Origin of the sequence: Halorubrum sp. SS7, assembly GCF_005435055.1 — an archaeon.
Classification (GTDB): Archaea; Halobacteriota; Halobacteria; order Halobacteriales; family Haloferacaceae; genus Halorubrum; species Halorubrum salinarum.
Map to the genome: position 1 here is coordinate 997 of NZ_SGXV01000073.1, position 858 is coordinate 1,854.

The window sequence follows — 858 nt, forward strand, 5'->3', positions numbered from 1 at the left end:
GCGACGCGGGTCGCTTCAACAGCTCGGGACGCGGGCCGCTCACGAGACCATCCAGTCAGTTGGACGCACCGAGACCGGACGCTACGACCACTTTTTACACACTGTCTCGAAAGAACTCGTCGCGGAAGCCCTCGAATACGACTGTGACGTGATCGCGTTCGAGAACCTGACCGGAATTCGTGAGCGGATGGCGAACGCCAAGAAGTTCCACGCGTGGGCGTTCCGACGCCTGTTCGAGTACGTCGAGTACAAAGCCGAGGTGGTCGGCATCTCGGTTGAACAGGTGAGTCCTGCGTACACGAGCCAGCGATGTTCCAAGTGCGGGACGACACTCCGAGAGAACCGCGAGACACAAGCGCGGTTCTGCTGCCAGAAGTGCGGTTACGAAGTGAACGCCGACTACAATGCGGCGAAGAATATCGGTCTGAAGCATCTCCGCTCGGCGCAAACGTCGTCGGGCGGAGGCGCACCCGTAAACGTGCGCTTGAATCGCGTGACGTTGAACGTGAACGGCGATTACGAGCCTGCCAGCGATGGCCAGAACAGGAGTCCACGCGAAAGCCCTACCCTCAACGAAGTCGTTCGAGAGACGCGCCGCGTCTCTCGTGATGACGAGACGGCGGAGCCGTCTCGAACCACGAACGGCAGCGCCGTGAGCGAGTAGGGTAGGGTAGTTTACACGTACTTTCCGTTCTCCTCGTCTTTCCGCTCGTCGAGGTAGTCGTGGGCGTCTTCCAGGATCTCGCGCGGCCCGTCCTGGGTGATCGTGTTGAGCGCCTGATCGTAGTCGCGCCACTGGAGGTCGCGGTGCTCCTTCGAGAGCTCCGCGCTCGCCTCGAACGAGCGCGCGATGAACAG

At 61.3% G+C, this 858-nt stretch carries 1 protein-coding gene and 1 pseudogene; one reads left to right on the top strand and one right to left on the bottom strand.

What is annotated here, in order from left to right:
- Nucleotides 1-664, top strand: a 664-nt coding sequence (locus EXE44_RS21560; protein WP_241991858.1) for an RNA-guided endonuclease TnpB family protein, incomplete at its 5' end; no start/stop codon positions are given.
- 11 nt (nt 665-675) lie between these two features.
- Here the strand turns inward: EXE44_RS21560 and EXE44_RS16610 are convergent.
- Nucleotides 676-858, bottom strand: a pseudogene (locus tag EXE44_RS16610) (biotin transporter BioY); the annotation flags it as partial.